At 64.0% G+C, this 26,732-nt stretch carries 22 protein-coding genes and 1 pseudogene; 11 read left to right on the forward strand and 12 right to left on the reverse strand.

Features of this window, described 5'->3' with window-relative positions; translation table 11 throughout:
• The first annotated feature begins 418 nt into the window (after nt 1–418).
• The gene (locus C7I87_RS28505) at nt 419–826 is read left to right on the forward strand and encodes a hypothetical protein (RefSeq protein WP_149907353.1); all 408 of its coding nucleotides are present in this window, start codon (nt 419–421) and stop codon (nt 824–826) included.
• Nucleotides 827–960: 134 nt separating this feature from the next.
• Here the strand turns inward: C7I87_RS28505 and C7I87_RS28510 are convergent, their stop codons facing one another.
• Entirely contained in the window at nt 961–3,048 is a 2,088-nt protein-coding gene (locus C7I87_RS28510) for a PAS domain S-box protein (RefSeq protein WP_188394038.1), read from the reverse strand.
• Between the two features lie 77 nt (nt 3,049–3,125).
• Complete coding sequence (locus C7I87_RS28515; RefSeq protein WP_188394040.1) at nt 3,126–3,899, reverse strand: response regulator; 774 nt, start codon at nt 3,897–3,899, stop codon at nt 3,126–3,128.
• Nucleotides 3,900–3,943: 44 nt separating this feature from the next.
• Here C7I87_RS28515 and C7I87_RS28520 point away from each other — a divergent pair, with 44 nt between their 5' ends.
• Nucleotides 3,944–4,660, forward strand: coding sequence for a winged helix-turn-helix domain-containing protein (locus C7I87_RS28520; protein ID WP_149907355.1), 717 nt, complete (start codon nt 3,944–3,946; stop codon nt 4,658–4,660).
• 71 nt (nt 4,661–4,731) lie between these two features.
• Here the strand turns inward: C7I87_RS28520 and C7I87_RS28525 are convergent, their stop codons facing one another.
• Together C7I87_RS28525 and C7I87_RS28530 are read right to left on the reverse strand one after the other, a co-directional pair.
• Nucleotides 4,732–4,893 (reverse strand): hypothetical protein, encoded by a 162-nt coding sequence (locus C7I87_RS28525; RefSeq protein ID WP_149907356.1) that lies wholly within the window; start codon nt 4,891–4,893, stop codon nt 4,732–4,734.
• Nucleotides 4,894–4,932: 39 nt separating this feature from the next.
• The gene (locus tag C7I87_RS28530; RefSeq protein ID WP_149907357.1) at nt 4,933–5,265 is read right to left on the reverse strand and encodes a hypothetical protein; all 333 of its coding nucleotides are present in this window, start codon (nt 5,263–5,265) and stop codon (nt 4,933–4,935) included.
• A 345-nt stretch (nt 5,266–5,610) separates the two neighbouring features.
• Here C7I87_RS28530 and C7I87_RS28535 point away from each other — a divergent pair, with 345 nt between their 5' ends.
• Nucleotides 5,611–6,066 (forward strand): L,D-transpeptidase, encoded by a 456-nt coding sequence (locus C7I87_RS28535; protein WP_149907358.1) that lies wholly within the window; start codon nt 5,611–5,613, stop codon nt 6,064–6,066.
• A 108-nt stretch (nt 6,067–6,174) separates the two neighbouring features.
• On the opposite strand, the gene C7I87_RS28540 is transcribed toward C7I87_RS28535, so the two are convergent.
• A complete protein-coding gene (locus C7I87_RS28540; protein ID WP_149907359.1) occupies nt 6,175–9,258 on the reverse strand; it encodes an efflux RND transporter permease subunit in 3,084 nt (1,027 codons plus the stop codon).
• Nucleotides 9,255–10,547: an efflux RND transporter periplasmic adaptor subunit gene (locus C7I87_RS28545; RefSeq protein ID WP_149907360.1), complete on the reverse strand. Its 1,293-nt coding sequence runs from the start codon at nt 10,545–10,547 to the stop codon at nt 9,255–9,257. Before C7I87_RS28545 ends, C7I87_RS28540 begins: the two co-directional genes overlap by 4 nt.
• A 147-nt stretch (nt 10,548–10,694) precedes the next feature.
• On the opposite strand from C7I87_RS28545, the gene C7I87_RS28550 reads away from it, so the two are divergent.
• Nucleotides 10,695–11,228: a TetR/AcrR family transcriptional regulator gene (locus C7I87_RS28550; protein WP_149907361.1), complete on the forward strand. Its 534-nt coding sequence runs from the start codon at nt 10,695–10,697 to the stop codon at nt 11,226–11,228.
• Nucleotides 11,229–11,267: 39 nt separating this feature from the next.
• Here the strand turns inward: C7I87_RS28550 and C7I87_RS28555 are convergent, their stop codons facing one another.
• Nucleotides 11,268–11,708 (reverse strand): Lrp/AsnC family transcriptional regulator, encoded by a 441-nt coding sequence (locus C7I87_RS28555; protein WP_149907362.1) that lies wholly within the window; start codon nt 11,706–11,708, stop codon nt 11,268–11,270.
• Between the two features lie 132 nt (nt 11,709–11,840).
• On the opposite strand from C7I87_RS28555, the gene C7I87_RS28560 reads away from it, so the two are divergent.
• The 7 genes and pseudogenes from C7I87_RS28560 to C7I87_RS28590 all read left to right on the forward strand — a co-directional run bounded on the left by C7I87_RS28560 (nt 11,841) and on the right by C7I87_RS28590 (nt 21,844).
• Nucleotides 11,841–14,897 (forward strand): aminotransferase class III-fold pyridoxal phosphate-dependent enzyme, encoded by a 3,057-nt coding sequence (locus tag C7I87_RS28560; RefSeq protein ID WP_149907363.1) that lies wholly within the window; start codon nt 11,841–11,843, stop codon nt 14,895–14,897.
• A gap of 116 nt (nt 14,898–15,013) precedes the next feature.
• Complete coding sequence (locus tag C7I87_RS28565; protein ID WP_149907364.1) at nt 15,014–16,021, forward strand: amino acid ABC transporter substrate-binding protein; 1,008 nt, start codon at nt 15,014–15,016, stop codon at nt 16,019–16,021.
• Between the two features lie 195 nt (nt 16,022–16,216).
• Nucleotides 16,217–17,284, forward strand: coding sequence for a LacI family DNA-binding transcriptional regulator (locus C7I87_RS28570; RefSeq protein ID WP_149907365.1), 1,068 nt, complete (start codon nt 16,217–16,219; stop codon nt 17,282–17,284).
• 22 nt (nt 17,285–17,306) lie between these two features.
• Nucleotides 17,307–18,053 (forward strand): transporter substrate-binding domain-containing protein, encoded by a 747-nt coding sequence (locus tag C7I87_RS28575; RefSeq protein WP_149907366.1) that lies wholly within the window; start codon nt 17,307–17,309, stop codon nt 18,051–18,053.
• Nucleotides 18,054–18,118: 65 nt separating this feature from the next.
• A pseudogene (locus tag C7I87_RS28580) lies at nt 18,119–19,760 on the forward strand (amino acid ABC transporter permease).
• A complete protein-coding gene (locus tag C7I87_RS28585; RefSeq protein ID WP_149907367.1) occupies nt 19,741–21,144 on the forward strand; it encodes a GH1 family beta-glucosidase in 1,404 nt (467 codons plus the stop codon). Before C7I87_RS28580 ends, C7I87_RS28585 begins: the two are co-directional and overlap by 20 nt.
• Nucleotide 21,145: 1 nt before the next feature.
• Nucleotides 21,146–21,844 carry an SDR family oxidoreductase gene (locus C7I87_RS28590; protein ID WP_149907368.1) on the forward strand — a complete coding sequence of 233 codons (699 nt, stop codon included), beginning with the start codon at nt 21,146–21,148 and terminating at the stop codon, nt 21,842–21,844.
• Between the two features lie 41 nt (nt 21,845–21,885).
• Here the strand turns inward: C7I87_RS28590 and C7I87_RS28595 are convergent, their stop codons facing one another.
• The 5 genes from C7I87_RS28595 to C7I87_RS28615 are packed head-to-tail and all read right to left on the reverse strand — an operon-like array spanning nt 21,886 to nt 26,668.
• Nucleotides 21,886–22,995, reverse strand: a complete 1,110-nt coding sequence (locus C7I87_RS28595) for an ABC transporter ATP-binding protein (RefSeq protein WP_149907369.1) — start codon at nt 22,993–22,995, stop codon at nt 21,886–21,888.
• Nucleotides 22,982–23,920 (reverse strand): PfkB family carbohydrate kinase, encoded by a 939-nt coding sequence (locus C7I87_RS28600; RefSeq protein ID WP_149907370.1) that lies wholly within the window; start codon nt 23,918–23,920, stop codon nt 22,982–22,984. Before C7I87_RS28600 ends, C7I87_RS28595 begins: the two co-directional genes overlap by 14 nt.
• A complete protein-coding gene (locus tag C7I87_RS28605) occupies nt 23,920–24,942 on the reverse strand; it encodes an SIS domain-containing protein (RefSeq protein ID WP_149907371.1) in 1,023 nt (340 codons plus the stop codon). The genes C7I87_RS28600 and C7I87_RS28605 overlap by 1 nt, the downstream gene beginning before the upstream one ends.
• Nucleotides 24,939–25,784, reverse strand: coding sequence for a carbohydrate ABC transporter permease (locus tag C7I87_RS28610; protein ID WP_149907372.1), 846 nt, complete (start codon nt 25,782–25,784; stop codon nt 24,939–24,941). Before C7I87_RS28610 ends, C7I87_RS28605 begins: the two co-directional genes overlap by 4 nt.
• The gene (locus tag C7I87_RS28615) at nt 25,784–26,668 is read right to left on the reverse strand and encodes a carbohydrate ABC transporter permease (RefSeq protein WP_149907373.1); all 885 of its coding nucleotides are present in this window, start codon (nt 26,666–26,668) and stop codon (nt 25,784–25,786) included. The genes C7I87_RS28610 and C7I87_RS28615 overlap by 1 nt, the downstream gene beginning before the upstream one ends.
• Nucleotides 26,669–26,732: the final 64 nt, after the last annotated feature.

The following is a 26,732-nucleotide window of genomic DNA, read 5'->3' on the forward strand; positions in this document are numbered from 1 at the left end:
TCATATTTTGCATTGAAATGCAATGGCTTGTGGAAATACGCAGATTCCACAGCGAAAATGTCAGCCCCGGTTCCAACGGAATCTTGCTCCGCTGCGGGCTCTGAAAACGCCGGAAAATCCGGGTGTTAGTCAGAGTTCCATGACCTCCACCCGTCGCCGGTTCACGCTGCAAATCGCACCGTTCGGACAAGGTCTCTCGCCGGCAAGAAAAAAGCGCCGTTCGCGTCGGCTGCCGACGGATGCACGCAGGGTAACCCGCCGGCGCGGATCAAAATAGCCAATGAGTGATTTTGCCCGGTTTTGCCCGTATTGATGTTTCAATCCGGTTACATTGCCGGGCTCTCGTCACCTTAGCGCCGTTACAAAGCGCGATTAAATTCGTTTTATCGCAAAAAGAAAATCAACGAAGGGGATGATGATGCATGCGAAAGTCCAGATCACCAGCGGCAACCGCTTTCAGGCTCCAGAGCGCGCTGACCGCCGCCCGAAGCTGGCGCTTCGCCAGCGTGCCAGCGACCACCCGATGGCAATGTTCATGGCGCTGGCTGCTTGCGCCTTCGCCGGCATGGCGTTCACGCCGACGGTCGGCCCAGCCTTCGCTTCGTTGAATCCGCCCGCCAACATCGTCGAGGGTGCGCCGACCACGACCACGACCGCCCGCCTGCCGATGCCCACGATCGATTTCGCCTGCAAGGGGCAGGCCTGGGGTGCCGAGAGTGTGGATTGCCTGCGCGCCATTGCCGAGCAGTCCGGAACGCACAAGGCCCGCGCGATCCGCATGATCGCCAACGCCGCGCCGCTGACCGGCACGCCGAACATCTTCTGATTTCTGTCTTCGGGTTTCTGCCTGGCCATGCTCCCGAAAACCGGTTCCCGTGGGGATCATGCCCTGGCCCCCCCGAGCGCTTCCTCCAGCACTCCCTTCGGCTCCCGCCGCGACGTCGGCCGGGGGCCTCTTTCTTAGGCTTCCAACGCGGCCTGCTCGGCAATGGTCGAAAGCACGCTGCGCACGTCCAGCGTGCTGAACGGTTTTTCGAGGATCTGTGGTCGCTGCTGCGCCGGCAAGGCTTCGATTTCCGCCTTCGCGCCGATGAGGTCGCCGGTGACCAGCACGAAGCGCCGCGCCAGGTCGGGCCGCTCTGTGAGCAGTTCGCGGTAGATCGAAATGCCACTGATACCGGGCATGCGCAGATCCGAAAAGACGATGTCCGGCGGCATGTGGCCACTCAGGGTGGCGGCGCCCGATTCCCAGACCGGCGCGATCCGAGACTTGATGCCCATCAATTCGAGAATGTCGGACAAGGAACCAGCGACATCGGGCTCGTCATCGATGATCAGGGCATGGCGCAGGCCGCTCGATCGTGGCTGGCTTTCGCCAGCGGCGGCGGTGCCTGCCGAGATGGCGGGCAACTGGACGACGAAACGCGCGCCCCTCGGCTGCACTTCCTCGAACCAGACAGCGCCATTGTGCCGCTCGATGATGGATTTCGAAATCGACAGGCCGATACCGGTGCCAACACCGACCGGCTTGGTGGTGAAATAGGATTCGAAAATGCGCGAACGGATCGCCTCGGGGATGCCGGGCCCGTTGTCCTCGACCGAGAAGCCGGGATTGCCCCGGTCGCCGCGGAATGTCCGCACCTTGATCAGGCGGTCGCTTGCGACGCCGGCCAGGGCATGCTGACTATTGATGAGAAAATTGGCCACCACCTGCGTCACGTGATCGGCATCGGCCATTGCCAGCAGGGGACCGGGCGCGAAATCGGTATCGATGATGATGCCGCTCGAGCGCGCGCCGTAGGCGGTCACCTCGAGAGCAGCGCGGATCACCTGGTTGAGATCGGTCTCGGCCTGCGCCGCCGGATGGAGGCGGACCATCGACAGGAAGCTCTTGACGATGCGCCCGCAGCGCTCGGCGGCGGCGCGCACCTTTTCGGCACGCACCTTGGTCTGCGGATCGGTGGCGAATTCATGCAGCAGCGTCGATTGCGCGACCACCACGGCCAGCGGATTGTTGAGCTCGTGCGAAACGCCCGCGAGCAGCGAGCCCATCGCAGCCATCTTCTCGTTCTGGTGCAGCTTCTCGCGCTGCCGGTTGATCTCCTCCTCGGCGCGCAGCCTCTCGCGCAAGTCGCGGATGGAGCCGAAGATCAGCCGGCGGTCGGCGACCCGCATTTCGGTTGCCGTCAGTTCGATCGGGAACACCTCGCCGGCGGCATTCTGCGTCACCGTCTCGAGCCGCTGGCCGACCATCGGCGCGCCGCGGCCGGACATGTAGTCGGCGCCGGAGGCATAGCCCTTGCGGTAGTATTCGGGAACGACGGTATCGAGCAGGTCCTTGCCGAGGATCTCGCTGCGCTGGAAGCCGAACATCTTTTCCGCGGCCGGATTGAATTCGATGATCGATCCGGCTTCGTCGATGACGATGATGGCATCGAGCGAGGCCTGCAGCATGGTGCGGCGGATCACCTCGCTGGCATGGGCGTCGGAGGGGGAGTGTTCGATGGCATCGCCGATGGCGAGCGCGATGATGTGCAGCGTCGCCTCTTCCTCGTCGGTCCATTCACGCTCCTCGACGCAATCATTGACGGCGAGCGTGCCCCAGAGATGGCCGTGCGCGAAAACCGACACCGACAGGAACGACTTGATGTTCTGCTTTTCGAAATCAGCCCTCAGGAACCCTTCGAGATCGCGCGTGTGGCCGGCGAAGATCTTGCCCTGCCGCTCATCCTCGGCCAGCCGCTCCAGGAGCGGATCCGAATTGACGATCGACTGCATGATGACGGTCGGTGACGCCAGTTCGCCGCCGAAATCGGGGTCGATCCAGTAGGCGGCGACCGACTGGGCGAAACCTTGGCCGGGAAGCTCACGCAGGCGGAAAAGGATGCCGCGCTGGCACTCCATGGCGTGGCACAGCGTTTCCAGTATGCCGTCCATTTCGCGCTGCCAGTCGCCGGCCTCGCGCAGCCGGCGCACGACACGCACGGCCGCCATCGCCGCGCCCTGCCTGAAACCCTGCATATCCGTGTTTGCCGTCTCGCCCGTCATTGTCAGCCGTCATTCCAGAGTCACGCCCATTCGATCGGCTGGCAACGGCTGCGGAGCGGAAATCCTGGGCCTGATGCTCAGTTGCCGTCGCCGGTCGGCAGCGAGAAAATATAGCCTTCGCCGCGCACCGTGCGCAGGAATTTCGGATTGGCCGGGTCAGTCTCGATCTTCTTGCGCAGGCGCATGATGCGGATGTCGACAGCGCGCGATGATTCCGGATCCTCGGTGAAGCCGATCGCCTCGGAGATCGCTGCCCTGGTCAGCAGCCGGTTGGCGCGGGTCAGGAAAACTTCCAGCACGTCGAATTCGCTCTTTGCCATGTCGATCACCGTGCCGTTGGCGCCGGTGACCAACCTGCCGTCGAGATCGGCCTGGAAAGGGCCGAAAGCGACGGAGCGCCGGTCGGTCCTGGCTTTCCTGTCCTGCGGCTCCGTCGGCTGCGGGACACGGCGCAGCACGCTGCGCACCCTGGCCAGCACTTCGCGCAGTTCATACGGCTTGACGATATAGTCGTCGGCACCGAGTTCCAGCCCGACGATGCGGTCGAGCGCGGTGCCGGCGGCGGTCGCGTAGATGATGCCGATCGGCATTTTCGAGCGCAGCCAGCGGCCGAGCGACAGGCCGTCCTCGCCCGGCATGGCGATGTCGAGGATTGCCAGATGGAAGGGCTGTGTCTCGATCAGGCTGCGCGCGGCGGCCGCGGTTTCCGCGGTCGCAACATCATAGCCGGCGGCGCCGAGATATTCGGCGACCGCGTCCCTCAGGTCGGGCTCGTCCTCGACGATGACAATTCTTGCCCGCACGATGGCCTCGCTCCCACTTTCAGTGGAAAGTAGATTGGGTATAAACATCATGTCCAGCACTCATATCCGGTTGCCAGGAACGGTTGGAAAACATGGCCGCACGAGCCGTCATCGCGCTTGTTTCCGTCGCCGACGTCGTCGCAACCGAGCTTGCCGACCATCTTGAGCGGCGCGGCCATGACGTGCGCCAGGCGCGGCAGCCCTGGGAGGCGGAATCGCTGCTGGCCGGCAGAGGCATCGATGTCGTCGTCGTCGGGGACAGCCTCAGCCAGGCGGAAGGGCGGGATCTGCTCATGCGTTTTGGCGGCCAAGGTGGGGGCGGCCAAGGCGGGAGCGGCGAGCATGGACCGGATTTCATCCTGATATGCCGGCCGGCCGATCTCCTCGACAAGGTGCTGGCGCTCGAGCTCGGCGCCGCCGATGTCGTCGAGAGTCCGCTCAATGTCAGAGAACTCGCCGCGCGCGTCGGCGGCCTGCTTTCGCGGCGCGGCAGAGGCACCCAGGAACTGATCGTATTGGAGAACGCCACCGTCGATCTGAGATCGGCGATCGTCATGCATCGCTCCGGTACGCAGGAGCAGCTCTCGCCCGGTCAGGTGGCGCTGCTCAGGCTGTTCCTGGCGTGCCCGCGCAAGGTGCTGACGCGTGACGACATTATCGCGGCGGCGCCGGCCGAGAATGCCGACGCCTTCGATCGCTCGATCGACTCGCGCATCGTGCGGCTGCGCCGCAAGCTCGACACTGAGGCCATCACCACCATACGCGGCGCCGGCTACAGGTTCGATCCGCCGCGGCAGTTCGCCGACTGACGGCTGTCTTTTCCAGCTGGTTCCCCGGATCAGCATCGGACTTTCCATTTCCGCGCCGATGCCCGCGAGGTTCATCGCACCACCAGCAATGACGGACCCGAGCCCATGTCGCTGCCGAACTCGCTTGCGTGAGCGCGTTCCTTGAGGAGCACGCTGGCGAGTGCGGCAAAGCCGAGCAGGCCCTGCGCGTAGAGCAGTGCGGAAAGCACGGAAGCTGCGAATGTTGCCTTCATGGTCGGAATTCCCCAAAAAATGAATGTTCGCGGGTCGCTTCAGGAAACTCCCGAAGTGCCCGCGCCGCCCACGGAGCCCCCCGTCGCGGCGCGGGCCTTCGGTCCTCTCGGCAGCAAGTTGCCGGAGGGGCCGCGCAATGCCAGCTGCTGAAGGCCAACCCGCCAGAGGGCCTTCAACCGGGCGATGCGCAGGCTGGAAACGATCCAGACCGTGGCGCAAAACAGGGCGACGTGCAGGGTCGAAATCTCGCTCGAACTCATCGCTGCCAGCTTCGTCACCGGCCTGCCGGCAATGGTGCCGGCGCCGCCGGTGGCCGCTGCCGCGATGCTGATCCTGAAGAGCCAGGACCGCGTGTTCGTTTTCGTTCCCATGGTCGTTGCCGTCTGCTTTCGTTGCGTCAACTTTTGGCTCCGGTTCGTATCCGGATCATGCCGCCAAAAGCCGCGCTTTGTTGCAGTTTGGTTTCGAAATTGACCATAACTCTTTCATATGCGGACAATTCGAACTTTCGTTTCGGGATAGATACCTATGTACGTTATCCCTGCCCACATGTTCCAGGACGCGGGCGCAACCGGCCGCGCTGTTTGGCTTGTTAACCAGTGGAAACAAATTCGAAATCCAAACGAGCATTTCACGAAATCTCTCCGAAACATGTGGCTGGGGATAAGCCGCTCATCGAATTGGAGCCGGCCGGACCGGCAGAGAGAGGGGACATCATGCACACCACCATTTCCGCGAAGCTCATCAACATCACCGCCGCCGCGCTCATGGGCATCGCACTTCTATTCGGCGCCAACGCCGCCCATGCCGCCAACACCATCGTGGCGCGCGTTTCGCTGTCGCAGCAGATCATGGAAGTCTCCGTCGACGGCCGGCCGGCTTTCGCCTGGAAGGTTTCCACCGGCGACAGGGCGCATGTGACGCCGACCGGCTCGTTCAAGCCGACGCGCATGCATGAGATGTGGTATTCGAAGAAGTACGACAACGCGCCGATGCCGCATTCGGTCTTTTTCAGCGGCGGCTATGCGGTTCACGCCACCTATGCAATCAAGCGCCTCGGCCAGCCTGCCTCGCATGGCTGCGTGCGGCTGCACCCGGATAATGCCGCCGATTTCTACCAGCTCGTCCAGACCTTCGGCCCGGCCAACACCAGCATCGTCATCGTCAAGTAGTTGGCAGGTTGCCGCATTCGGCCATATGCCGGAGTTGCTGGAGCAACCGCAAAAAGAGAGGCCGGAAAAATTCCGGCCTCTCTTTTTGTCTCTTACGCCTTGCGTGCCTCAGCTCGGCAGCGCCGGCATCAGTTTCGGATCCGGCTTTTCCGCCAGATGCGGGAGATCCTTGCTGGCGATGAAGGTGTAGAACATGGGCACGACGAACAGCGTGAACATGGTGCCGACCAGGATGCCGGTGAAGATGACCAGGCCCATCGAATAGCGGGCCGCGGCACCGGCACCGCTTGAAACGATCAGCGGCACCACGCCCAGCGCCATCGCGGCCGTCGTCATCAGGATCGGCCGCAGGCGCACCTTGGCCGAGGCGATGATGGCATCACGCCGCCGCATGCCATGCAGTTCTCGCTGCTGGTTGGCGAATTCGACCAGCAGAATGCCGTGCTTGGTGATCAAGCCGATCAGCGTGATCAGGCCGACCTGGGTATAGATGTTGAGCGTGCCGAGGCCCAGGTTGAGCGGCACGATCGCGCCGAAGATCGACAATGGCACCGCCATCATGATGATCAGCGGATCGCGGAAGCTTTCAAACTGCGCAGCCAGCACTAGGTAGATGACGATGACGGCCGCGCCGAAGGCGATCAGGATCGTGTTGCCCTGTTCCTTCTCCTGCCGGGACTGGCCGGAATAGTCGATGAAGAAGGTGTCGGGCAGGCTCTCCTTGGCAATGTCCTCGAGGACTTTCAAACCATCGCCCGTGGTGACGCCGGGTAGCGGCAGCGCCGAGATCGTCGATGAATTCAACTGGTTGAACTGCTCGATTGCCGCCGGCGAGGCATTGTTCGAAATCTTCACCACGGCCGACAGAGGCACCATCTCGCCCGTCACACTGCGCACGAAGTATTCGCCGAGCTTTTCGGGGTTGTCGCGGAATTCCTGCGGCACTTGCGGGATGATATCATAGCTGTTGGAGTCGCGGTCGAACTGCGCCACTTCGGCGCCGCCGACCAGCAGCGTCAGCGTCCGCCCGATATCGGCGATCGGCAGGTTGAGCGCGGCGGCGCGGTCGCGGTCGATGGTCACCGTCACCTGCGGCGCGTCATAGGCCATCGAATTCTGCACGACGATGAAGCGGCCCGAGGCCTGCGCCTTGTTCTTGATTTTCTCGGCTTCCTCGTACACCTGAGCGGAATCGCCGGTCGAGCGTACCACCATGGCAATCGGCAAGCCGCCGCCGGAGCCCGGTAACGTCGGCGGCGCGAAGACAAACGCCTGGACACCTGCCACCTTGGCGATACGTGCCGTAATGTCGGCCTGCAGCTGCTTCGAATTGCGCTTGCGCTCCGCCCAATCCTTGAAGGCAAAACCGACGAAGGCGCTGTTGGTCGTGCCGCCGAACGCGACGGCCGAGAACTGCGCCCGGGTTTCGGGAATATCCTTCACCAGGCCCAGGATCTGGTTGACGTAGGTCTCGGTGTAATCGGAGGTCGCATAGCGCGGCGCCGTCACCAGCGAGAGCAGGAAGCCCTGGTCTTCTTCCGGCGCCAGTTCCGTCGAGGTCTTGGTGAACATGAAGCCGGTCACGCCGACAAGCGCCAGCACGATGAGCAGTGTCAGCGGGCGATAGTTCAAAGACCCGGTGACGGCGCGCTCATAGACGTGCTCGACGCGCGAGAAGGTGCCGTCGACGATACGCTGGAAACGGCCTGCGTTGCCCGGCTTCAGGAGACGCGCCGACATCATCGGCGTGATGGTGATGGCAATGACGCCCGACAGCACCACCGATCCGGCGAGCGTCACCGCGAATTCACGGAACAGGGCGCCGGTCAGGCCGCCGGTGAAGGCCAGCGGCGCGAACACGGCGGCGAGCGTCATGGTCATGGCGACGATGGCCGACGCGATCTCGCGCATGCCGCTGAAGGCCGCCTGCATGGGCGGCATGTGATCTTCTTCCATGTGGCGGTGGATGTTCTCCACCACCACGATGGCGTCGTCGACGACAAGGCCGATCGCCAGCACCATGGCCAGCAGCGACAGAAGGTTGATCGAATAGCCCACCGCGAACAAAAGGAAGCAGACGCCGATCAGCGACAGCGGGATGGTGATGATCGGCATCATCACCGAGCGGAACGAGCCGAGGAACAGCAGGATGACGACGACGACGATGGCAACCGCCTCGGCGATGGTTTTGAACACCTCGTCGATCGAAGCGCTGATCTGCCCGGTCGCGTCGTAGACGACCTCGATCGTCATGCCTTTCGGCAGCGTCTCCTGGATCTGCGGGACGAGCTTGGTAAGCGCCGCCGCTGTGGTCAGCGGATTGGCCGCCGGGGTCGGGAAGATAGCGAGGAAGGTGCCGGGCTTGCCGTTGAACGAGACCCTGGTGTCGGTATTCGCAGCAGCGAGTTCGACGCGGGCCACGTCGCGCAAGCGCACGACATTGCCGTCGGTCGAGCGCAATGGCAGCGCTGCGAAGGCTTCCGGTGTCTGCAGCGTCGAGCGCACTGTGATCGACGAGACGACATACTCGTTCTGGGTGTTGCCGGGCGCCGACAGGAAGTTGGAATTGTTGATCGCCGTCAGCACTTCGGCCGCCGTCACGCCGCGCGCGGCAAGCCTGACCGGGTCGATCCAGACGCGCATCGAATATTCCTGGGCGCCGAAGATCTGCACGTCGGCGACACCTTCGACGGTCGACATGCGAGGCCTGATGACGCGCTCGATATACTCGGTCAGCTGCTCCTTGGTCATGTTCGGATTCTGCATCGAGATGTACATCATCGCGAACTGCTGACCCGTACCCTTGACGATGACCGGGTCCTTGGAGGCGTCCGGCAAGGTGCCGCGCACCCCCTGGACCTTGGACAACACTTCGGTCAGCGCCACGTCGGGGTTGGAACCGAGCTTCATCTGCACCGTCACGGTGCTGGAGGACGGACGGCTGGACGAGGTGACGTAGTCGATGTTCTCGGTCGAGGCGACGGCGCGCGCGATCGGGGCGGAAATGAAGCCCTGGATCAGGTCGGCGCTGGCGCCCGGATAGGCCGTCGTGATGGTGATCGCGGTTTCGTCGACCTTCGGATACTGCCGGATCGACAGGTTGAAGATGCCCTGGAAGCCGAGCAGCAGGATCATGCAGGCAAGGACCGTCGAAAGAACGGGTCGGCGAATGAAGAGATCGGAAAAGCTCATTGCTGGCCGGCCTGCTTGTTTGCCGATTTGGTCGGGTCGATCGTGTTGTCGACATTGACTGTCATGCCGTTGAAGAGCCGGTTCTGACCCGCGGTGACGACCTCCTCGCCGGCCTTCAGTCCCTCGACGATCTCGATCATGCCCTGATTGCGGCGGCCGGGCTTGACGAAGACCTGCGACAGCACCAGAGCGGGCTTGTCGCCTTCCGCCGCCGGCTTGGCCGGATCGGCCGCTGCTGGCTTGGCAGCATCGGAAGGGGCCTTCTCCGCCGGCTTGGCGTCCGCCGGCTTGTCGGTGGCCGCCGCGGCCGGCTTTTCGTCCGGCTTGGCGGGCTGCGCCGGGGCCGCCCCGGCGGGTTTCGCCGGCTGCACCACGAAGATGTAGTCGCCATAGAGGCTGGTGGTCAGCGCCGTTTGCGGCAGCGACAGCACGTTCTGCTCCTCGGGCAGCTCGACACGCACCTGAACGAACTGGCCAGGGGTCAATTTGCCGTCGGGATTGGCAACTTCCGCGCGAATGTTCACCAGCCGGCTGGAGGGGTCGATCTTGGGGTCGATGCCTCGAATGGCGCCGGCAAAGGGCATGTCATCGCCGCCGCCCAGCCCGAGACGAACCGTCTGGCCGATCTTGAGCAGCGGCAGCTGCTGTTCGGGAACCGAGAAGTCGACCCGCATCGTGTCGAGGTCTTGCAGCGTCACCACCGCGGTGCCGGGTGCCAGATACTGGCCGATATCGATCTTCGGAATGCCCGCTGTGCCGGCGAAGGGCGCGGTCAGCTGCTTCTGGTCGAGCACAGCCTGCAATCTGTTGACCTGCGAGGCAGATGCGCTCGCGGCCGCGCGGGCGGCGTCCAGCGTCGCATCGGTGCCGACGCCACGCCGCTGCAGTTCGATGGCGCGAGCGAATGCTGCCTGATCGGAGGTGGCCTGCGCTTTCTGCGCCTCGAGTTCGGCGCGCTCGACGGCGTCGTCGAGCTGCAGCAGGACCGCGTTGGCCGCCACCTTCTGGTTGGCGTGGAACAGGATTTCCTTGACGATGCCGGTGGTCTCGACGGTCAGATCGACACCGCGCACGGCCCGTACCGTACCGATCGCCGCGACGCCCGGCGTCCAGCTCGATGGCTTGGCGATCGTCGTCGACACGGTCGCTGCCGGTGGCTTCATGGTGGCGAAATACTGCTTGATGCCGTTGTCGCGCAGGAAGTTGAAGCCGACGATGCCGCCGACCACGATGACGAGCACGGCAAGGACGACAATAATGATAAAGATACGGAGTATGCGCTTGAACAAGAAAGTCCCCTCAGTCGAAAATCCGGCGCGAAGCACGGACATCGGGACACATACCGACTGCGGGTCCCGATTTCAAATGGTGGCGGTCTTACTGTACCGTCTGGACGGTCTTGTCAATTGGGCCTAAGCTTGCGATGGGAGACGCTTATGAGAGCCCAAAGACCGAACTCGCGCGAGAAGATTCTCGCCGCGGCGGCTGATGTTGCCCGGGAATCCGGGCCCGGCAGCCTGTCGCTCGATGCCGTCGCCAGCCGCGCCGGCGTGTCGAAGGGTGGGCTGCTCTACAATTTCCCGACCAAGGCCAAATTGATGCAGGGCCTCGTCGAAGGCTATCTGCGCGATTTCGAACAGGCGCTGGAAACTGCGAACAGCAACGACAATGGCAAAAATCCCCTCGCCGTCTACATCAGGCTGTCGGCCGAGGATTGCGAGGAAAAGCAGCCGTCGGCATCCTGGATCTTCTCGGCGATCGCCGAGGATCCTGATTTCATGACGCCGATAAAGACATTCAAGCGGGAGCTTTTCGAGCGTCTGAAGGGCGAGGCGCCGGACCTCAAATCGCTGCTCGTCTGCTATCTCGCCATCGAAGGACTGCGCAGCATGAACCTGTTCGATTCCGACGTGCTGTCGAAGGACGAACGCGAACTCTTGGTATCGTCACTTCTCGACATCGCCAGATAGGCTGCCTGCGCGAGCGAAGGACGACGGCGCCGCGATCATTCAATCGACGGCGCGTTCGATGTCCCGTCGCAGGACAATGGCGGTTGTCAGGTCCTCGACGCCGCCGAGCGTGGCAATCAGATCGCGCACTGTGTTGAGCCGGTCGATCGACGGCACTTCGACCTCGACGATTAGATCGAGCTGGCCGCTGACCGAGGATACCCGGCGGACCTCCGGATAGCGCGCCAACTGGTCGAGGATGCCGATCGACGGCGTGCGGATGAGCGTTACGAGCAGAAACGCGCGGATCAGTCCCGCGTCCAGTTGTCCGATATCGGCCCGATACCCCCTGATGACGCCGCTCTTTTCCAGAGAGGCGACCCGCTCGCTCGTCGCGCTGCGCGACAAGCCAATGCGCCCCGCAAGCGTTTTCAGCGGGATGCGCGCCTCCTTCGACAGGATGCCCAGAATGTCCCTGTCCTTGGCGTCCAGTTCCCTCATTGCACACTCTCCATGCCGTTCCGGCAACGTGCCGGTCAATGCGGTCATTGTGCCGGTATAACCGACGCTTTGCCGGATGCCCGATTTTCCGACCCATGCCAAGCTTCGACAAAAGCAGTTCCGGATTGCCCGATGACCAACGTCTCTTACCCAGCGCCTCAAATCTCGCAGAACGAGGCCATCGATATCGCAACGAGGCACTTCGGCCTTGCCGGCAGCGTCACACCGCTCGACAGCGAGCGCGACCGGAATTTCAAGCTGACCGCTCCGGACCAATCGCTCTGGATCCTGAAGATCGTCAACGCCAGTGAGCCGCTCGTCGAAAGCGAATTCCAGACCGCGTTGTTCGATCATCTCGAGCGCCATAGTCCAGACCTCGCCGTGCCGCGTCTAAGGAAGACGGTGCAGGGCGCTCCGCTCGCGCATGCCAAGGGTCCGGGCGGGGAAGATCATGCCGTGCGCCTGGTGTCATGGCTTCCCGGCCGGCCGTTGGCCGAAAGCCCGTCCAGCCCGGCGCTGCTGGAAAGCCTGGGGGGCGCACTTGGCCGGCTCGATCGCGCCTTGCAGGGCTTCATCCATCCCGGCGCGCTGCGCTCCTTCGATTGGGACATTCGCCAGGCGGGTGCGGCGCGGCAACGCCTTCACCACATTGACGACGAACAGGACCGCGCCTTGCTGGAGCGGTTCCTCGATCATTTCGATGCCGAGGTGGCGCCCCGGCTGCCGGCATTGCGGGCGCAGGTCATCCACAATGACGCCAATGACTGGAACGTGCTCGTCGATCCGGCGATGCCGGAGCGTATCGCCGGGCTGATCGATTTCGGCGATGCGCTGCACAGCGTGCTCATCGCCGAGCTTGCCGTCGCCTGCGCCTATGCCATCCTCGATGCCGAGGATCCGATCGGCGCCGCCGCCCGTCTCGCCGCGGGCTTCCATGCCGAGTATCCGTTGCGGGAGGAAGAACTCGACCTGCTCTTCGATCTCATTGCGATGCGTCTCGTCATTTCGGTGACGCTGTCGGCGGCGCGCAGGGAGCGAACCTCCGACAATCCCTATCTGTCGATCTCGGAAGCACCGGCCTGGCGCCTGCTGCACCGCATGGGCAGGATGAACCGGCGCTTCGCGACGGCGATCCTGCGTCATGCCTGCGGCTTCGAAGCGGCTCCCGGAACCCGTGCCGTGACGGGCTGGATCGCGGCAAACCGCCCGCAGCTTCTGCCCATTCTCGACCGTCACCCGGCGACGCTTGCAAAGGCGCTCGTGCCTTACGGCGATCCGCAAAATCCGATGACGGTGACATCGGCGGCACAGCAGCCCGACAAGGCGACCGAATGGTGGGATGCCAATTGCGCCGAGCATGGCATTGCTCTTGGCATCGGGCCCTGGGGCGAGGCTCGCACCGTCTATACCAGCGACATTTTCGAGTCGCGCTTCGTCGAAGGGACGCGCCGCGCCAACCATCTCGGCCTCGATCTTTTCATGCCGGCGGGGACGCGGCTCTACACACCGCTTGCCGCGATCGTCAGGAGCGTCGAGATCGAGGAGGATCTGCTCGGCTACGGCTGCCTGGTAGCGCTGGAGCATGAGCCCCGGGGCTGCCCGCCCTTCGTCACGTTGTGGGGGCACATGGCGCATGAGGCTGGGCGGCGACTGAAGGCCGGCGATCGGCTCGAAGCCGGCGCGCTTGTCGGCGAGATGGGCACGCCGGCGGAAAATGGCGGCTGGGCGCCGCATCTGCATTTCCAGATCTCGACGGATACAAGCCTTGCCGCGCGCGACATCCTTGGGGTCGGCGAGGAGTGCTATCTCGATGTGTGGAAGGAATTGTTTCCCGATGCCGCGGCCCTTGCCGGCATTCCGCCCGAAACCTTCCGCCAGAGCGGCCGGTCGCGCCCGGAGATCGTCGCCGCGCGCAAGGCGTCGCTGCTGCCCAATCTGTCGATCTCCTATTCCGAACCGATCAAGTTCGTGCGCGGCGAGGGCGCCTGGCTGATCGATGATCGCGGCCGCGCCTATCTCGACTGTTTCAACAATGTCTGCCATCTCGGCCACGCCCATCCCGATGTGGTCGAGGCGATCGCGAGGCAAGCGGCCAAGCTCAACACCAACACGCGCTACCTGCACGACGCGATCGTCACCTATGCGGAACGGCTGACGGCGACGCTGCCCGCCGGCCTGTCGGTGGCGTCCTTCGCCTGCTCGGGCAGCGAGGCCAACAGCCTGATGCTGCGCATGGCGCGGACCCATACCGGCCGCAGCGAGGCGATCGTGCTCGACTGGGCCTATCACGGTACGACGCAGGAGCTGATCGACCTCAGCCCCTACAAATACAAGCGCAAGGGCGGCAAGGGGCGCCCGGCGCATGTGTTCGAAGCGGTCATTCCCGACAGCTACCGAGCCCCGGCCGAATGGCCTGACGGCGACCATGCAAAGCGGTTTGCCGAAAGTGTCGCCGAGGAGATCGCCGACATGGCGAGACAAGGCCGCGCACCCGGCCTGTTCCTGGCGGAATCGATCCCGAGCGTCGCCGGCCAGGTGTTCCTGCCTGAGGGTTATCTCAGGGAAGTCTACGCGATGGTGCGCGCCGCCGGCGGCATCTGCGTCGCCGACGAGGTGCAGGTCGGCTTTGGCCGTGTCGGCAGCCACTGGTGGGCTTTCGAAACCCAGGGAGTGACGCCCGACATCGTCACCATGGGCAAGCCGATCGGCAACGGCCATCCGATGGCGGCCGTGGTGACGACCACGCAGGTTGCCGCCTCGTTCAACAATGGCATGGAGTATTTCAACACCTTTGGCGGCAACCCTGTGTCCTGCGCGGCCGGGCTGGCGGTGCTCGATGTCATCGAGCGCGATGGGCTGAGGCGCAATGCGCTCGAGATCGGCGACTATCTCATTGCGCGTTTCAAGGCGCTCCAGGTCCGCTACGAGATCATCGGCGATGTGCGTGGCCAGGGGCTGTTCCTCGGTATCGAACTGGTCGAGGACCGCAAGAGCAAGGCACCCGCGACAGCCCTTGCCCGCCGCATCAACGATGGCGTGAGGGCACGCGGCGTGCTGATCGGCACCGAAGGGCCGCACGACAACGTGCTGAAGATGCGCCCGCCGATGATCTTCAGCCGGGCCAATGCCGACCATCTGGTTGGCGTTCTCGATGAGACGTTGGCCGCGGTTCTGGCGGAACGGGCTTAGGACGGGCACCGCGCCTGGAGGCGGCGCGGGCTGAATTCAGACCAACGATTTCAAGAACGTCCGGCGCGTCACGTGCCGGCGGGAGGAGAGGCTTTGCCTCATCAAGGGAGGAAACCATGAAACATGCATTGATCACCGCGCTCTTGCTCGCACCGGCCACGATGCCGGCGAAGGCGGACACATTCGACATCGTCAAGCAGAGGGGCTCGATCCTGTGCGGCGTCAGCCAGGGCGTGGCTGGCTTCTCGGCGCCCGACGACCAGGGCAAATGGAGCGGCTTCGATATCGATTTCTGCCGCGCGGTCTCGGCCGCCGTCTTCGGCGACCCCGACAAGGTGAGTTACGTGCCGCTGTCGACCAAGGAGCGCTTCACGGCGCTGCAGGCCGGCACCGTCGACATTCTGTCGCGGCAGTCGACCTGGTCCTTGTCGCGCGACACCGGCATGGGCATCCATTTCGTGGGCGCCGCCTATTATGACGGCCAAGGCTTCATGGTCCGCAAGGACCTCGGCGTGGACAGTGCGCTGAAGCTCTCGGGCGCCACGGTCTGCGCCGAGCAAGGCACGACCACCGAGCAGAACGTCGCCGACTACTTTACCGCCCACCAGATGAAATACGAGGCGGTCGTCATCGATTCCGCCGACAGCATCATCAAGGCGTTCGATAGCGGCCGCTGTGATGTCTACACGACGGACGCCTCGGCGCTCTATGCGCAGCGCCTGAAGCTGACCGATCCCGCCGCGTTCGCGGTGCTGCCGGACATCATCTCGAAGGAGCCGCTCGGTCCAGCCGTGCGCAAGGGCGACGACAAGTGGTTCGACATCGTGCGCTGGACGCTGTTTTCGCTGATCGAGGCGGAAGAAGACGGCATCACGCAGGCCAATGCGGAAGCCTCGCTGAAGTCGCAGAACCCGACGATCCGCCGGTTCCTCGGCGTCGAGGGCGACAACGGCAAACAGCTCGGGCTCGACCCTGCCTTTGCCTACAATGTCGTCGCCAAGGTCGGCAATTACGGCGAGATGTTCGAACGCAATCTCGGCCAGTCCAGCCAACTGAAAATCGCGCGCGGCATCAATGCGCTGTGGAACGCCGGCGGCCTGATGTACGCACCACCGGCGCGCTGACACCTGGCGTCGAACCGGGGTGTCCGCCCAGCCCTCGCACCCGGCGATGCTCGCCCGGGCGAAAAAGGGGTGACGCGTGTCTTCGTCATCCTCTGCCTTGGCCATAGAGGGAGCACTATCAGATAAAAACGTTTTTATTCCGATTGAAAACGTTTTTATCCAATGATACGGATACCGACCTGAGGATGGTCGTTCATGGCAGAGAACAAAGGATCCGAACGCCGGGAGCTTTCGCCGACGATCAAGACGTTGGCCGCCCACACCGGCTATTCGATCGCTACCATTTCCAAGGCCCTGCGGGGGTCGCCAGTGGTCGCGCAGCCGACAAGGGACGCCATCGTCGCCGCCGCGCGGGAACTGGGTTATCAGGCGAATGCGCGAGGCATGGCGCTGAGGACAGGCAAGACCTATCGGGCCGCGGTGCTGATGCCGATAACCTCCGCTGTCGGCTATGAATGGGACGGTGTCGAATACACGCAGATCCTGAGCGGCGTAAGCCAGGCGCTGGAGGACAGCGACTATCAGCTGTCCGTGCACGGCTTCCGCAGTTTTGGCGATGCCTTCGAGATTGCCCGCCGCATCGTCGACCAGAGCGCGGCCGACGGCCTGATCTTTTCCGACGTGCTGGCCGATGATCCCCGTATCGACATGCTGGTCGAAAGCGGCTTTCCATTCGTGTCGCTGGGCCGTTGCCGCAAGCCCCTCGTCTACGCGCATGTCGATGTCGACAATGAATGGGCGGCCTTCACCGCCACGGCGCGGCTGATCGCGGGCGGACATGAGCGTATCGCCCTGATCAACGCGGATCGGCGTCTTTCCTATGCCCTGGACAGGATTGACGGATTTTCGCGGGCCTTCCGCGAGGCGGGGCTTGCCGCGTCGATGGACCTCGTGGCTGACGGCGATCTGTCCACGCGTTTCGGCCGCGACAGCGCGCTCAGGCTCCTTGGCCTGCCCAATCCACCCACCGCCCTGGTCTGCATCAACGAATCCACCACGCTCGGCGTCCTGTCGGCGCTGGGTAGCCTTGAACGGCGCGTCGGGGTGGATGTCGACGTCATCGCCTATGACGACATCAACGTCAGCGCCTATTTCACCCCGCCGATCACGACATTCTACCAGCCGATCGAGCTTCTCGGCCGCAAGCTCGGCGAGTTTCTGCTGCGGCGCATGGCGGGCGAGGACCCGGCGGAACTCGCCCTGGTGTCGAGACCCGAACTCATCGGCCGGCAGCCGGACAATCTCGGCGGAAATCGCCGCTAATCATCAAAATGGGAGGAAGAGCATGAAGAAGATCCTGATCGGACTTGCGCTGGCACTGTTGACGGCCGGCGCTGCCGGCGCCGCCGACCTCGGCGGCAAGGTGTTGAAGGTGGGTTCCGACACCACCTCGCCGCCGATGGAAAGCGTCGACACCGCGACAGGCCAGATTGTCGGCTTTGACGTCGATGTGATCAAGGCGGTCTGCGGCAAGATCAACTGCAAGGCCGAGTTTGTCACCACCGGCTGGGACGGCATCTTCGCCGCCCTCGACCAGGGCAGTTTCGACCTGGTTGCATCCGGCGTCTCCATCACCGAGGAACGCAAGAAGGCGATGGATTTCTCTGACCCTTACATCGTCAACAGCCAGGCCGTGCTCATGCGGGTGGAAGACGAGGGCCTATCCCTCGATGATTTCAAAGCGAAGGGCAAGAAGCTCTCGGCGCAGGCCAACACCACCGATGCGCAGGTCGCTGAAAGCATTGTCGGCAAGGATAATGTGGTCGCCTATGACAGTTTCGCGGCCTCTGTCATCGCGTTGAAGAACAAGGACGTCGACGGCGTTGTCATCAAAGGCGCCAATGCCGCCGCCTACGAAAAGGAATTCGCGGGCGAGCTGGTCGTGCCGATTAGGAATCTCCAATTCGATCCTCTGGGGCTGGTCTTCCGCAAGGGCGACGAGAACATCGCCGCCTTCAATGAAGGGCTGAAGGCGATCAAGGCCGACGGCAGCCTCGACGCGCTGATCGCCAAATACTGGGGCACAAAATAACCGCTTGAAGGACTTCGGCTCCGGCGCCTGGCGCCGGAGCCATGGTAACGGGAGGACGGGACTGGATGCAGTTTCTCATGCGCCTGCGGCCCAGCAATCTGATCATTGTCGCGGCGTTGCCGTTCATCGTCTATCTCTTTGCTTCGTCGGTTAACTACCAGCGCTCGCTTCGCGCCATCCTCGGCGTGGAGAACGGCTCGTCAGCCTTCGTGCCTGGCTTCATGGCGCTCGCCGTCGCCTTTACCGCCGGCCTTGCCGTGGTTGTTTTCTCTCGTGCTTCGCCCGGGTCGCGTCTCGCGGTCGTTGCCGCCGGGATCAACCTCGCCGCCGCCGTGATGCTCGCGACAACCGGGCTGGTCCATCCCTTCGTGGCATCGGTCGTGGCGAACGCAGTCGATCCATTCACCTCCGATCTGGTGGTTCAAGGCGTTACGCCACGGCGATTGACGGATGCCGCCGACCTCTTGGTGCACAGTCAGGCCGTTGCGAGCCTATCTGGGCGTGACGATCATGGCGCTCGGTGTGTTCTTCATCGGCGCCCGCCGTGAGACCGGTAACCCGATGCGGCGCTTCGTCCATCTCGTACTCGCGGCGGTGAATGGCGCTGGTTTGGTCTTCATCCTGCTTTTCGCGCATATCGCATTCGCGGCGGGCGTCGCCACGACGATCCGCGCCGCCATCGCGGCCTACATACTGGCGGCAATGATGGGGCTGCTCTGGGTAGGGCTGCTCAAGCTCAAATACAGCTGGCGGGCGGACCTGACCTGCATCGCGGCAACCATTCTCATGGTTTGCGCCGCGGCGTGGTTCCTGCTTCAGCCGCGCGACAGCTATATGCTCGTCGGCTCTCTCGCCGGGAAGGTCGCGGTCACGTCCGGTACGCCGTCCGGCATCCTCGGCGCCGTCCGCTACGGCCAATTTCCGGGCGGCCCCGACAACAACGAGGTGCCGCTGCGCACCTTTCGAGGCGCGCGGGAGGCGATTGACGCGATTGGCAAGATCCCTGATGTCAGTGCCGCGCTCGTTCCGGCCGCGATGGTGCCGGACGGGCAGACGGTACTGTGGCGAACGGAGGCGTTGAACGACCGCGACAAGGCGTTCGGCATCACGCTCGCGGTGCTGGCGATCGTGCTCGGCCTGCTGACTTTCGGTGGCCATATCCACCGCAGGCATCCGCTGTCCATAGGGTCGGAATTCATCGTCGATACGATCCGCGGCATCCCGATGCTGGTCATCGTGCTCTATGTCGGCTTGCCGCTCGCCGGAGCGCTCAAGGACGCGACGCAGGGCGTGGTCGATCCGCCGAACCTGGTGCGCGGCATCGCCGCCATGGCGCTCGCCTATTCCGCCTATCTCGCCGAGATATTCCGCTCCGGCATCAATGCAATCCCGGCAGGCCAAATCGAGGCGGCGCACAGTCTTGGCCTCAACGGCTGGCGTACCGCCCGGCTGGTCGTGCTGCCGCAAGCCTTCCGCATCATCATCCCGCCGCTCGGCAATGAGCTGATCGCCATCCTCAAGGACACGTCGCTCTTGTCGATCCTGTCGATCCGCGACATCACGCAACGCATGCGGGAATTCCAATCGGCAAGTTTCCTGCCGTTCGCACCCTACAACTCAGCCGCCATCTTCTACATTTTCCTGACGCTGGCAGCGGCAAGCCTCGTCAGCACCATCGAGAGAAAATATGACATCAAGCATCGATAACGCATGCCGGACCCTCGAGGCCCGCGCCTCCGGACTGGTCTTTCCGAAGGGCTTCGTGTTCGGCGCGGCGACCGCGGCCTACCAGATCGAGGGCGCGCCTGACGCCGACGGCAAGGGCGAGAGCATCTGGGACCGATTCTGCCGCATTCCCGGCGCGATCGTGGACGGCTCAAGCGGCGATGTCGCCTGCGACCATTATCACCGGTGGAAAGAAGATATCGCCGTGATCGAGGCGCTCGGCCTTGGCGCCTACCGCTTTTCCCTGGCATGGACGCGGCTTGTCCCCGAAGGCCGTGGCGAGGCCAATGCCAGGGGCATCGCCTTCTATGACCGGCTGATCAACGATCTGCTCGAAGCCGGTATCGAGCCCTATGCGACGCTCTACCACTGGGATCTGCCGCAGGCACTGCAAGACCGTGGCGGCTGGTACAACCGGGAAACAGCCGCCGCCTTTGCCGACTATGCCGGGCTCGCCGCCCGCAGCTTCGGCGATCGTGTCAAGAAGTGGACGACGCTCAACGAGCCGTGGACGTTCTGCTGGTCGGGACACGCGACCGGCGAGGACGCGCCGGGATTCCGGGACGGCGTGAAGGGCGGCGTGGCTGCCAGTCATCATGCCTTGCTGGCACACGGCCTGGCCGTCCCGGCTATCCGCGCCGAGGTGGCGGATGCCCACATCGGCATCGTCTTCGATCTTAATGTGGCGGAGGCCGCCACCAGTGACCCGCGCGATGTCGCCGCGACACGGCGCTTCGACGGCGCCCAGAACCGCTGGTTTCTCGACGCCGTCTTCAAGGGTGCGTATCCGGAGGACATGCTGGCGCTCTATGGCGATCTCTTGCCGACCATCCACGCACAAGACAACGAGATCATCGCCGCGCCACTCGACTATCTCGGTATCAACATCTACCGCCGCTCCGTGATCGCGGCGGGCGACGAACTGGCGCCGCTGAGCTACCGGCGCGTGCAACCGGAAGGCGTCTATTCGGCGGTCGACTACGAGATCTGGCCGCGCTGCATGTACGACATCCTGCGCTATGTGAACGACCACTACGCGCCGCCGGCGATCTACATTTCCGAGAATGGCGTCGCCACGACGCCGGAAACCGTCGGCAAGGACGGGCATGTCTGGGATGATCTGCGCGCCCGCTATTATGTCGACCATCTCGAGCAGGTCGCCAAAGCGGCGGTCGAGGGCGTGCCGGTGCGCGGCTACTTCGCCTGGACGCTGACCGACAATTTCGAATGGGCCTATGGCTATACGACTCCCTTCGGCATCACCCATGTCGATTTCGCCACGCAGCAGCGCCATATCAAATATTCCGGCAACGTCTACGCCATGATCGCCCGGCAGGAGACCACGCCTGTCGCGAAGAGCGCCTGACTTGGCTGGAGAAGGGCAAGGCGACCGCACGGTCCTCATAACGGGGGCCGGGCGCGGGCTCGGCCGCGAACTCGCGCGGCAATACGCCCAACAAGGCTGGCAGGTGATCGCTTGCGGACGCACACGCCCGGCCCAAGCTTTCGAACATCGCATCGAGTTCCACCCTCTCGACGTCGCCGATCCGGCTTCGATCCTAGCCCTTGCCACGCGTCTTGGCGGCAGGCCGCTGGACGTGCTTGTCAACAACGCCGCCATCCGCAGCGGAAACCCTGGCCTGCACAGCTTCGCCCCGGACGAATTCCTGAAGGTCATGCGGACCAACACGCTCGGTCCGCTGCTGCTGGCGAGGGCGTTGCGCCCGAACCTGGCCGCGGGGCGCATGGGGGTCATCGCCAATATCGGCAGCCGTGCCGGTTCGATGGCCGAAGGACTGATTGATGATTACGATGACGACTATGCCTATCGTTGCTCGAAGGCTGCGCTCAACATGGCATGCACTCAACTGGCGGAGGATTTGCGCGTTGACGGGATAACGGTGCTGTCGCTGCACCCGGGCTGGGTGAAGACAGATATGGGGGGCGATCAGGCGGTGCTGGCCGCAGAGGACAGCGCTCGGGGCCTGCGCATGGTCATCGACAGCGCCAGGCTTGAGAATAGCGGCTCCTTCCAGACTTCCGACGGCACGCATATCGGGTGGTAGGCGAATGGTACCGGCTGTCTGCGCCGGACGCCCTCGGTATCTCAGTGCGACGCCGGCCGCTCGAGACCCGTCGCCGGCAGGGCCTTGCCTGTCGTGGGGTCGAACAAGCGAAGCGCGGCCTCATCGAAGGTGAGGCTGCGCTTTTCGCCCTTGGCGACCTGGGCCCGGGGCGGCAGGCAAGCTGTCAGCCGCTGCGTGCCGATCCGGGCTGTGGTGACCAGTTCGGGGCCGGTCAGCTCGACGACCTCGATCTCCACGGGCAGCAACATATCCGTGGCGGCTCCGGTCGCCACACGAAGCGCTTCCGGTCGGATGCCGACGACCATTTGTGCGCCCTCACGGGCAGCGTTCGCATAGCGTGCCGGCAAGGAGATCCGTACATCGGACTCGGCAATGGCCAGCTTGCCGCCGGCAACGATGGCCTGCAGCATATTCATCGACGGCGCGCCGACAAAGCCGGCGACATAGAGTGTTGCCGGCTCGTTGTAGATTTCTTCGGGCGTGCCGAGCTGCTCGATCCTGCCGTCGCGCATGACGGCGATGCGGCTCGCCAGTGTCATCGCCTCGATCTGGTCGTGGGTGACGTAGACGACGGTCGTCTGCAGCATCTGATGCAGGCGCTTCAACTCGGTGCGCATTTCCAGGCGCAGCTTGGCGTCGAGATTGGACAGCGGCTCGTCGAACAGAAACACTTGGGGCTTACGCACAAGGGCCCTGCCGATGGCTACGCGCTGGCGTTGGCCACCGGAAAGCTGGCTCGGCTTGCGGTCGAGCAGGGCCTCGATCTGCAGCAGCCTTGCTGCTTCGTTCACCGCCCTGTCGCGTTCGTCAGTGGCGACGCCGCGCATCTCAAGCCCGAAACCGATGTTGCGGCGCACGGTCAGGTTCGGATAGAGCGCATAGGACTGGAAGACCATGGCAATGTCACGGTTCTTGGGGTGGACGCCGAGGATCGAGCGGCCGCCGATCAGGACGTCGCCGCTGGTCGCCTCGGCAAGGCCGGCAATGATGTTGAGAAGCGTCGACTTTCCACAGCCGGATGATCCGAGCAGCACCAGGAATTCACCGCTCTGTAGCGCGATGTCGATGCCTTTCAGCGTTTCGACGCTGCCGTAGCTTTTGCGGATGCCGCGGATTTCAAGCGCGCTCATGCATGGGACCCTCGAACTGCATCGGCCCGCCATAGTTGCGGGGCAAGGTGGAAATGGCGCGCGAGGCGACATGCGTCGCGGCACGGAGGCAGGCGGACAGCGGCTGTTCGTGAGCCAAGGCAGCCAAGAAGGCGGCATTGAAGACGTCGCCGGCGCCGATCGTGTCGACGACACGGACATCGGGCGCAACGGCTTCGACAAGAATGTTGTCCGGGCCGATGGCGATTGCGCCCCGTGGCCCGCGCTTGACGACGAAGGTCGCGCCTTGCCTCATGCTGGATCGGATTTCACGCGCCGCCTCCTCCGGACCTGACAACCCCGCCAGGGTCACCGTCTCGACTTCGTTGAACAGCGCCAGCGCGCAGCGCGACAGCCACGCCCTTGTCGCGACGCAGTTGGCCTCGGTCCAGCCATCGATCGGCCAGCCTGTGTCGAGCGCCACGGCAATGCCGTGGCTGTCGGTCCAGTCGAAAAACGCTTCATAGTCGCGCGTGAGATCTTCGGTCAGGAAGGAGCCGGAGAGCAGTGCGTAGCCACCGGAGAGCGCGCCGCCGTCGAGAACGGACAAGACATCGCCGAGACTGAAGCGCGGCAGGTGGCCGCGCGTGGTCAGGAAAGTCCGTTCGCCGTCGGGATGGGTCATACCGATTGACAATGTCGTGCCTTCGGGACGGACCGCCCATTTTTCGGCGCGAGATCCAAACGCTTCGCGAAGCCAGCGGCCGAATTGGTCGTCACCGACATTGGCGGCAATCGCGAAATCGACACCCAGCGCTTGCCACGCGAGCCCGGTGTTGCCGGCCTGGCCGCCGACACGCAATTCGTCATGGTCGACGACGGTTTCCGTTCCCGCCTTCGGCCATGGCGCGACGGGGCCGACAATCAGGTCGACATTGACGTTGCCGATCACCGCCAGCGGACGCATCACTCGCTCCTGGTGATCTTGGTGGTGCGCACGGGCGTGCCGGCATTGTCGACGCGGCTGTCGGCGAAGGCGATCATCAGGCGCTGCGCCACCGGCAGAATGGCGAAGACAGCCGCCATTCCCGAAGCCGGTCCGAACGAGAGCGTGACGGCACCGGCGACATGCGCTTGCCTGGACGCGTCGAAGATGACCAGCGGTGCGCCGGCCTCGACTACGGAAAGCGCCATTGCGGTCACCAGCTCCGAAGTCGGGTCGTTGCCGCGAAACAGGATGACTCCGATTTTGGGCCCGAGCATCTCCATCGGCCCGTGCCGCAACTGGCCGCCTTCCAGTGAAAAGCAAGGCAGCCGCGACAGTTCGGTCAGGCCAAGCGCCAGGGCTTCGGCCACGCCTTGCAGGCGGCGGCCGGAGGTGAGGATCGTGTCCACCTTGCCAAGTGCGGCGAGTGCGGGGGCTACGTCGCAATCCTGCGGGGCCTCGAGCACAGCAAGGGCGGCGGCCGGATCCTCACCCAGAGCAGCCAGGATGGCCAGGTGCAGGGCCAGGGTCACGGTCAGGCTGCGGGTCGCGGCGAAAGCCAACTCGGTGCCGCCGGCGCCGACCAGGCAAGGCGCTGTGCGGGCGAGAAATGAACCCCCTTCGAGCGTCAGGCCGAAAATGTCCGGGCTGCCGTCTGCCTGCGAGAACCATCTGACGACTTCGGCGCTCTCGCCCGATTGCGAGGTCACGATCACGGTGCGGCCCTCGAGCGGCAATGGCTGGCCAAGCTGTTCGGACAGCGGCAGTGCCAGCGCATCGATGCCAGCTGAGCGATAGAGCGGCTCGACGGCACGACCGACAGCATGCGAGCCGCCCATGCCAAGCAGGAGCAGGCGACCGGTCTTCCTGATCGAGGCGGCGACGTTTGCCGCCATGGCAGCGTTGTTCTTGAACGAAGCAAGCGCATCCGCGTGCTGGCGCGCCATTTCGCGGTCGATGGCGACCAGTCCGGCCGGTCGTTCTTTATCTGCAGTCATGGTCATCCTTTCACACCGCCGCTGGTCAGGCCCGAGATCAGCGCCCGCTGCATGACGAGGCCGATCAGCACTGGTGGCAAGGCCGCCAGCACGCCGGCCGTGGCGATCAGGCCGTAATCGGAAACACGGCCGCCGGCCAAATCGGCGATGGCGACGGTGAGTGTCTTGGCGCGCTGGTCGGAGGTGAACAGCAGCGCATAGAAGAATTCGTCCCAGGCCAGCAGCACGGCGAACAGCGCCGATGTCGCCATCACAGGCGCGGCTAACGGCAATGTGATGATGCGCAATGTCTGGAACAGGCCGGCGCCGTCGATCATTGCCGCCGCCTCGATCTCGCGCGGGATGGAATCGAAGCCGGATTTCATCAGCCAGGTGGTGAAGGGCGCCAATATGGTGAGATACACCAGCGCCAGGCCGAAGACATTGTTGAGCAGGCCAAGATGCGACAGGCCCATATAGAGCGGCACGGCGAGCGCCACCGGCGGCAGCATGTAGGTGGCGATGACCATCGACAGCGACCAGCCGATCGCGGGCGTGCGCGACACCGCCCAGCCTGCGGGGATCGCCAAGGCGAGTGCCGCCAACGTCGCCATGCCGGCGATCTCGAGACTGTTGCGCAGCGATGAGGTGAAGGCTGCACCGGCGCTGTTTTCGGCCGTCGACAGCAATTGCTGGTAGCGGGAGAAGTCGGCTGCCTGCGGCCACCAGCGCAGCGGCTTGGCGGCAAGATCGGCGGCCGGCGAAATGCTCATGATGAACAGCCAGGCGATGGGCGCCAGGATGATCGCGGCAAGCAGCAGCGCGCAGGCATAGATGAAGACGGTGAAGGCGAGGCTCTTGCGTTCCATCAGGCGGCGCTCCCGGCGGTCTTTCGCACCAGGGCGGCATAGGCGACGGCGAGCACCGTGACGAGCAAGGTGACGATCAGCGCCAGCGACGCGCCCGAACCGGCGCGCTGGAAGGAGAACGCTTCCTGGTAGACGAGGATCGAGAGTGTTCGCGTGGTGTTCGCCGGCCCGCCGCGGGTCATCACCCAGATGATGTCGAAGACCTTGAAAGCCTCGATGGTGCGCAGCACCAGCGCCACCATCAGCGGTCCGGCAAGATAGGGCAGGATGACGAAGCGGAAGCGGTTGAACGGTCCCGCGCCATCGACGAGCGAGGCGGCGGTGATGTCGCGCGGCACCGCCTGGAGAGCGGCGAGCGCGATCAGGGCCACCAGCGGAAAGTTCTTCCAGCAGTCGGCAACGATGAGGGCAGCCAGCGCCGTTCCCGGCTCACCCAGCCACGAGCGGTAGGCGTCGATGAGATGCAGTTGCGTCAGCGCAGCGTTCAGCGCGCCATATTCGGGATTGTAGATCAGCCGCCACAGCGTGGCGTTGACCACCGTCGGCAGCGCCCAGGGCAGGATCATCAGGGCACGCAGGATGGCGCGGCCATGGAATTGCTGATTGAGCAGCAGGGCAGCGAGAACGCCGATCACCATTTCGGCGGCAACCGAAATCACCGCGAACAGCGTCGTGGTGACTAGCGTGCGCGAAAAGTTCGAGCTCGACAGCATGTTGGTGTAGTTGTCGAAGCCGACGAAATTGCCAGCCGTGCCGACCAGCTTGGCATCGGTGAAGGAGAGCCTGACCGTATCGACCAGCGGCCAGCCGATGACGGCGACCATGACCACGAGCAAGGGCAACATCAGCAGCCATGCACGGGTTGTCATCCAGGTGCTCGACATCGGAGCAGCCTCTCTCAATTCAACACGATTTCAGAAATAGCACGGGCGGCACAAGGCCGCCCGC

Source organism: Mesorhizobium sp. SARCC-RB16n (genome assembly GCF_008520305.1).
GTDB lineage: Bacteria > Pseudomonadota > Alphaproteobacteria > Rhizobiales > Rhizobiaceae > Mesorhizobium.